At 61.0% G+C, this 6,879-nt stretch carries 6 protein-coding genes; 5 read left to right on the top strand and 1 reads right to left on the bottom strand.

All coding sequences use genetic code 11. The annotated features are described in order from the left end of the window. Positions 1-53: 53 nt before the first annotated feature. Genes Q0072_RS16330 through Q0072_RS16340 form a run of 3 tightly spaced genes read left to right on the top strand, consistent with a single transcriptional unit; the run spans position 54 to position 3,158 of the window. On the top strand, positions 54-1,289 hold the full coding sequence (locus Q0072_RS16330) for a cytochrome P450 (RefSeq protein WP_298332313.1): 1,236 nt from the start codon (positions 54-56) through the stop codon (positions 1,287-1,289). Between the two features lie 47 nt (positions 1,290-1,336). Next, positions 1,337-1,561: a hypothetical protein gene (locus Q0072_RS16335; protein ID WP_298332315.1), complete on the top strand. Its 225-nt coding sequence runs from the start codon at positions 1,337-1,339 to the stop codon at positions 1,559-1,561. Between the two features lie 55 nt (positions 1,562-1,616). Beyond that, entirely contained in the window at positions 1,617-3,158 is a 1,542-nt protein-coding gene (locus tag Q0072_RS16340; RefSeq protein ID WP_298332317.1) for a hypothetical protein, read from the top strand. A gap of 71 nt (positions 3,159-3,229) precedes the next feature. On the opposite strand, the gene Q0072_RS16345 is transcribed toward Q0072_RS16340, so the two are convergent. Continuing rightward, complete coding sequence (locus tag Q0072_RS16345; RefSeq protein ID WP_298332319.1) at positions 3,230-4,561, bottom strand: oligogalacturonate lyase family protein; 1,332 nt, start codon at positions 4,559-4,561, stop codon at positions 3,230-3,232. A gap of 125 nt (positions 4,562-4,686) precedes the next feature. On the opposite strand from Q0072_RS16345, the gene Q0072_RS16350 reads away from it, so the two are divergent. After that, positions 4,687-5,571 (top strand): alpha/beta hydrolase, encoded by an 885-nt coding sequence (locus Q0072_RS16350; protein WP_298332321.1) that lies wholly within the window; start codon positions 4,687-4,689, stop codon positions 5,569-5,571. Between the two features lie 88 nt (positions 5,572-5,659). Further along, positions 5,660-6,879, top strand: a 1,220-nt coding sequence (locus tag Q0072_RS16355; protein WP_298332324.1) for an AMP nucleosidase, incomplete at its 3' end; no start/stop codon positions are given.

Below are 6,879 nucleotides of genomic sequence, written 5' to 3' on the forward strand. Positions count from 1 at the left end.
TTGACACCCCGCGACCGCTTGACACGGCTTAGCCGCCCGCACAGGTTCGTCCGATGCGTTTGCCCGATCCGTCTGCCGCCGATCCCGCCCTGTTTGATCCGTTAGGGGCCGAATTCACCCGCAACCCCTATCCGGCCTATGCACGTCTGCGGGCCCTGAACGCGCCCTATTACTTTGCGCCGTTTGATATCTGGTTGTTCTCGCGCTTTGCCGACGTACAGGCGGCCGCCCTCAACCCCCTGTCGCTGCGGTCGCTCGACCATCGTCTGAGCGCCGAAGAGATCGAAGCCGACCGCCGCGCCCAGAACTGGCACGACATGCCCTACCATGCACGCTTCGTGCAGTTTTCCCTGCTCAATTCCGATGGCACGATGCACCAGCGCCTGCGCCGTCTGGTGTTCGGCGAATTCACCCCGTCTCAGGTCGAGCGTCTGAAGGCCGGGGTCGAGGCCTATGTGTCGGCGCTGTTCGACGCGGTGGGCTCAGAGTTCGACTTTATCAACGATCTGGCCGTGCACGTGCCGGGGCGCGTCATCGGCCGCTTTCTGGGCGTGCCGGATGCAGACTGTGCGCAGTTGCGTGTGTGGTCTGAGGACATCGTGCAGTATTTCGACATCGACCGCACCGAGGCGCGCAAGGCCCTGGCCGAGCGCACCACCCAGACCTTCTATGATTACCTGATCGACCTGTCTCAAGAGCGTCGCAAACGCCCGCAGGACGACCTGATTTCGCGGCTGCTGAGGCGCTGGGACGCGGGCGAGTTGAGCGAGGACGAATATATCTCGACCTGTATGCTGATCCTGATGGCCGGGCACGGCTCGACTATCGACGCCATGGGCAACGGCCTGACGGCGCTGCTGAACCACCCGGATGAACTTCAGCATCTGCGCACCGATCCCGGCCTGATGCCGACAGCCATTCAGGAGATGTTCCGCTATGACGCCCCCCTGCCCTTCTTCCATCGCCTTGCGGCGGAGGATATGGAGGTCAATGGCTGGGAGATACCGAAGGGCACGAAGATCGGCCTGCTCTACGCCTCGGCCAACCGCGACCCGGAGGCCTTTACCGATGCCGACCGCTTCGATATTGGGCGCACGCCCAACCGCCATCTGGCCTTTGCCGCCGGGCCGCACTTCTGCCTCGGTAACCACCTGTCTCGCATGAATATGGAGGCGACCTTTGCGACGCTTCTGTCGCGGTTTCAGAGCATCGAGCTAACCGCCGAGCCACAGTTCAAGCCCAGCCTGTCGCAGCGCGGACCAAAAGCGCTGCCCCTGCGCGTCGGTTAACCCCGCATTAACCCTGATCGTTCACGGTTTGTGCAGGGAGTGTGTCCATGCGTAAATCGGAGTTTTCCGGCCTCAGACTCTATGACCGCGCGCTGGTCGAAATCGTTGGACAGGTGCGCCCGCAGACGGCGCAGCGCGATGAGACTCAGGCCGGCATCTATCGCATCGGCGGCTTTGCCTATCGGGAAAACGGCACGCCCCTGCCCTCGACGCCCCCGGCGCCGTCGCTGCTGCTGGTCTATTCCGCCGGGTGCACGCTGGTCCGGGGGTGACAGGGCGTCACGTCTGAACTAAGGTCGTCTTATATTTTTCCGGGGGGGGGATCTCATGTATCATATGCTTGGTCTGGCGGGTATTGCCCTTGCCATTGCACTCACGCCCGTCAGCGTGTTCGCGGCTACCGCCGCGCACACCACACCGGTTAGTCAGCCGCAAACCCTCGAAAGCCTGTTTGCGAGCCTCGACCGTCAATTGAAGGCCGAACAGTACGGGGACGCTAACACCTCTCTTCTGGCCATCACAGCTCATCCGCAATTTAGCCAATTGCCCTCAGAGGTTCAGTTGGCCTGCTACAGGTTGCTCGCGCTTATACAGTTGGATGCTGGCGCGCTTGACGCATCCTATGGCTCGCTGTTGAAGGCTGGAAATCTACCCGGTGAGGTACTCGACTCGGACTACTGGCACTTGCGCGCCAAGCTTGCCTTGCAACTCAAGAAAAAAACGGACGCCGTTTCTGCGATGACGGCACTGGCTTCGCGATTCCCGCAAGAATTACACACGATGGACCGGCACTTCATCACCTCCATCGTGCGGCTAAGCGACGAAATCGAAGATGGCAAGGTCAGCAAGCGCAAGCTTCTGGAGGCGCTGCATGCCGCGGTCTATACGCCGCAGGACAGCGCCTATTCGGCGGAATGGCTGTTTTTCGATCTGTTCGAAATCTACGTAGCAGACAAGGCCACAGAAAAAGCCACTGACATCGCCGCCGAGATGATCGAGCCGGAAAACCTCATCCGCTTTCGCATCGACAAGCGGTATGCGACATACCGTCAGGTGACGGATGCTGAGATTGCTGCGGCCTTCGAAGCGCAACTGGTCCGTCACCGCGCCTTCGCCGACAGTCATCCCCGCCTTCTGGCCGGTCCGAGCCTCGTGGCCGGCGACCTCGATAACCTCGCGCGCTCGGAAGAGGGGTTGAAACTCATCGACGAAGCGCTCGCCAAAATAGCCGCCGCCCCCAAGGATAAGCCCGCTTACGACGATCTGGCCGACCAGCACAACTGGGCTCTGGATACCAAATACCGTCTCCTGACCCAACTGGGGCGCTATGCCGAGGCCGAACAGGCCCTGAAACAAGGCCGCGACGCCGCCATCGCTGCCGGCGACGATCTTGTCAGCCAAAAGATCAATCTGGGGGGCTTCTACAATGTGCTGGGACGTCCGCAGGAAGCGCTGAAAGAAGTCGCAGACATCAAGCCCGAACACGCCAGCATCTACGGGCAGATGTCGGCGGAAGAGGTGCGCGCCTGCGCCTATGCGCAAACCGGCGAGACCACGAAACTGAAAGCCTCGCTCGATCTGATGCTTAAGAATGCCAAGGACGCCTACTGGCCGCTCGAAACAGCTCTGCTGTGCGCCGGCGAAAGCGATACCCTAGCCAAGGTCATCATCGCCCAGATCGAAGACCCCGACACGCGCACCGGTGCCCTGATGAATATACAAACCTATCTGCCCGACGGACACCCCACACCCGCAGAAGCGGCGCGTGAGGCTCTACGTCAAAAGACCCTAGCCCGGGCGGACCTACAGGCCGCCGTCCGAAAACACGGCGAGATCGCTTCGCTGCCGGTGCGCCGCTTCCCTTATTAATGCCGGACAAGACGGCGGCTATAGAACGCCAATAACAAAGGGCTCCGGAACACCGGGGCCCTTTGTTATTTTCACCCCTTCGCCACCCGCACCGCATAGACGTGGATAGGGCCGTGCATATTGGAGCGGAAGACGATCCACTTGCCGTCCGGCGTGAATTGCAGGTTCGGCTCGGTGTTATAGTTATGCGTCTTGAGGTTCACCAGCTTGGTGGCGCGCAGCACACCCGGCCGCACCAGCTCCGCCGCATTGGGGGCAGAGACGCCGAGGTCGTCGATAATCTCCGGCTGGAACAAATAGAGCCATTTGCCGTCCGGCGCACGCGCCACCATGTCGGCATCGCCGCCGTCACCGGCGAACAGCTTACCGTCGCGGCTGATCTGGAAGTGCACCGACCATTCGTTGCGCTCCATATGATACCAGATGCGCTTGTGCGTTTTGAGGTCATAGCTGGCCAGCCAGAAGTCTTCACCGCGCGGCGTTTGCAGGTCATACAGGATGCGTTCACCGTCAAACGAGAAGAATTCGTGCCCGGCGATCTCCATATTCATCATACGCTTATGGACGTTTTCCTTGCCCGTACCGTCGGTTTTGATCGTCCAGATGCGATCGACGCTGTGCCACGGCCCTTCGTGGCAATACATCAGGCGGTGCGGATCGGTCGGCGAAAACTGCACATGGTTGAGCCAGTCGGTCGAGGCCGTGACCACCTTGCGTTCGCCGGTCTGAATATCCAGCGTGAAAATCTCCATCGGGATGTTCTGCGCCAGCCGCTCGGCCATGCGCACCTCCTTGGCCGCCTGAAAGCTCAGCGGCTTGCCGTCCGGGCCTATAGCGTTATAGCCGCCGTCCGTATTGGCGACCTTCGGCCCCGGCTGAAGCTGGTATTCGCGCTCGGCCCAGGTTCCGGCCAGCAACGTATCATCCGCATTAACCGTGGTCACATAGCCCTTGATGTCCTTAGCGATGGTGCGGATCTTGCCCGTATCCATGTCGATGGCGACGATCTCAATGCCGGCACGGCCCTTATCGTCGGCACTCTTCTTTTCGCCGCCGGGGAATTTGCGCGCGTAGCAGATGTTTTTGGTGTGCGACACCATCAGGCTGCCATAGCCTCTCGGGGTCAACTGACGGATTTTGCGCGTCGCCAGCTCGACCATCTGAATACCGGACGGGCTGTCGAAGATCATCCACTTGCCATCGGCCGTGAAGGCATTGTCATGGAAGTACAGGGATTTGGAATTGTCATCGTCCGACAGACGCACAATGCGGTGGCCCGTGTCCGCATCTACCCAATCGCGCGGGATGTCGGTTTTCGGGACGGGCGCCGGAGTGGTTTGCGCCAGCGCAGGCGCCGCAAAGGCCGCGGCGGCGGCCCCCAGAAGAAAGTCTCGCTTATGCACGTCCAATGCTCCCTGAAATCCGTATGGTCTGTTTAGGGCCATACTAGGATAGTCATGGCCGAACTCAATGTCAGAACTCAGCATCTTCACGCAACTGTGCGCAAAATCCGTCGCAAAGGCTCCGTATGATCCTTAACAAACGCCGGCTGCTGGGCAGCCTTGTCATCGGTAGTGGTCTGGGCCTGCTGTTGTCGGGCTGTTCGACCCTGTCGGCCTTCAACACCCTGACGCCCAAGGATGGCGGCTCACGCCGCATCGCGCAGGATGTGGCCTATGGCGATAAGGCGCGTCAGCGTTACGACGTCTATGCCCCAACCTCCGGGACGAAGCCGCCAAAAGGCTGGCCCGTACTGGTCTTCTTTTACGGAGGCAACTGGGATTCGGGCAGCAAGACCGACTATGCGTGGATGGGGCGTTCACTGGCCTCGCTCGGCTATCTGGTGGTCGTCGCCGATTATCGCCTCTACCCGGAAGTCGTCTTCCCCGACTTTATGCAGGATGCAGCATCCGCCGTGCGCCATGTGCAAAAACAGGCCGTCAACTGGGGCGGCGATGCGGCGCGTCTGGGGGTCATGGGCCACTCCGCCGGCGCCTATATCGCTATCATGCTGGCGCTGGATGAGCAATTTCTCAAATTCGATCCGCTGGCCTCTAATCCGATACGGGTGGCCATCGGCGTCTCCGGCCCCTACGACTTCTATCCGTTCGATGTGGACGCCACGCGCAACAGCTTCGGCAGCTATGCGCGTCCGCTGGAAACCCAGCCGATCCAGCACGCCACCAAAAGCACGACGCGCTTCCTGCTTCAGCACAGCCGCGCCGACACCGTGTGCCGCCTGAGCAATTCGGTCAATCTCGATGCGGCGCTGACAAAGGTCGGCACGTCGTCGCAACTGATCGTCTATGAGGGCCTCAGCCATTCGGACTGCGCGGCGGCCTATTCCCTTCCGTTTCGCGGCAAGGGTCCGCTGCGCGCCAACTGCGCCGCATTTCTGAAAGCGAATCTCTGATCCAAATTCCTCACGCCGCCTGTAACCGGGTTACAAAATGTGTGGGCCATGGCCTTTTCACAGGGAAAAAGGCGTGGCACAATGGAATATGGAAAAGCAAAGAAAAGCGGCTCGTGGCGCCGAAAGCCACCGTTTCGAAAATCTGACCGCCGCCGAGGCCGTCGCCCGCCTGAGAGACATCTACGTCGCCGCCGTCAAGGCGTTGCAAACCGATCTTCAGGCCTATCTCACCGACCGCAGCAAACCGTCGAAAGCCGCCCGTGAACAGGGCCGCTACTGCTATCCGCGCCTGATCGTGGTGTGGAAGGGCGTCGATGAAGAAGATGACGACGCGCCGCTGCACCTGCGCCATCCGGTCGTCAACCGCGCCTTTGCCCGCTTCTCACGGCCCGGCACCTATTCCTCCTCGATCACCCGCCCGGACCTGTTCGGCGAAGAGATCCGAACGCAGCTTGAGTTGCTGCAAATCGACTATAATGCCGAAATCAGCGTCGGCGTGTCAGATCAGGAAATCCCCTATCCTTACGTGCTGGATGGCGCGGGCCTTGACCTCAACAGCGTCTCGGCCTTCGATCTGGCGCGGCACTTCCCGACCACCGAACTGGCCCTGATCGGCAACGAAGTCGCCGACGGTATGGAGCTTCTGGATGCCGAGGGGCATCGTCCGCTGGCTCTGTTCGACGGGTTGCGTACCGATTTCTCGCTGGCCCGCCTGAAACACTATACGGGCACGCCGGCTGAGCATATCCAGTCCTACATCCTGATGACCAACTATCATCGCTATGTCGATGTGTTCGTCGCCTACGCGCTGGAGCAACTCAAGCGCCCGGACAGCCCCTATACGGCCCTGTCCTGCTGCGGCGGCATCGTCATCACCAGGGACACGCCGAACCCGCTGGAGCTGATCGCCAATTCGCCCTGGCGTAAATTCCAGATGCCGTCCTATCACCTGCTGTCCCCCGACCGTCAGGGCATCAGCCTCGTGAATATCGGCGTTGGCCCGGCCAACGCCAAGAACATCACCGACCACCTCGCCGTCATGCGCCCGCATGTGTGGCTGATGATCGGTCACTGCGGCGGCCTGCGTCCGTCGCAAAGCATCGGTGACTACGTACTGGCCCACGCCTATTTGCGCGACGATCACGTGATGGACAATGTGCTGCCGCGCGAAATCCCCATCCCGCCCATCGCCGAAGTGCAGGTCGCCCTGCAACAGGCGGCGGTCAATATCACCGGTCAGGACGGCGACGCCCTCAAAAAGCGCCTGCGCACCGGCACGGTGGTCACCACCGACGACCGCAACTGGGA

Origin of the sequence: Asticcacaulis sp., assembly GCF_027484505.1 — a bacterium.
Taxonomy (GTDB): Bacteria; Pseudomonadota; Alphaproteobacteria; order Caulobacterales; family Caulobacteraceae; genus Asticcacaulis.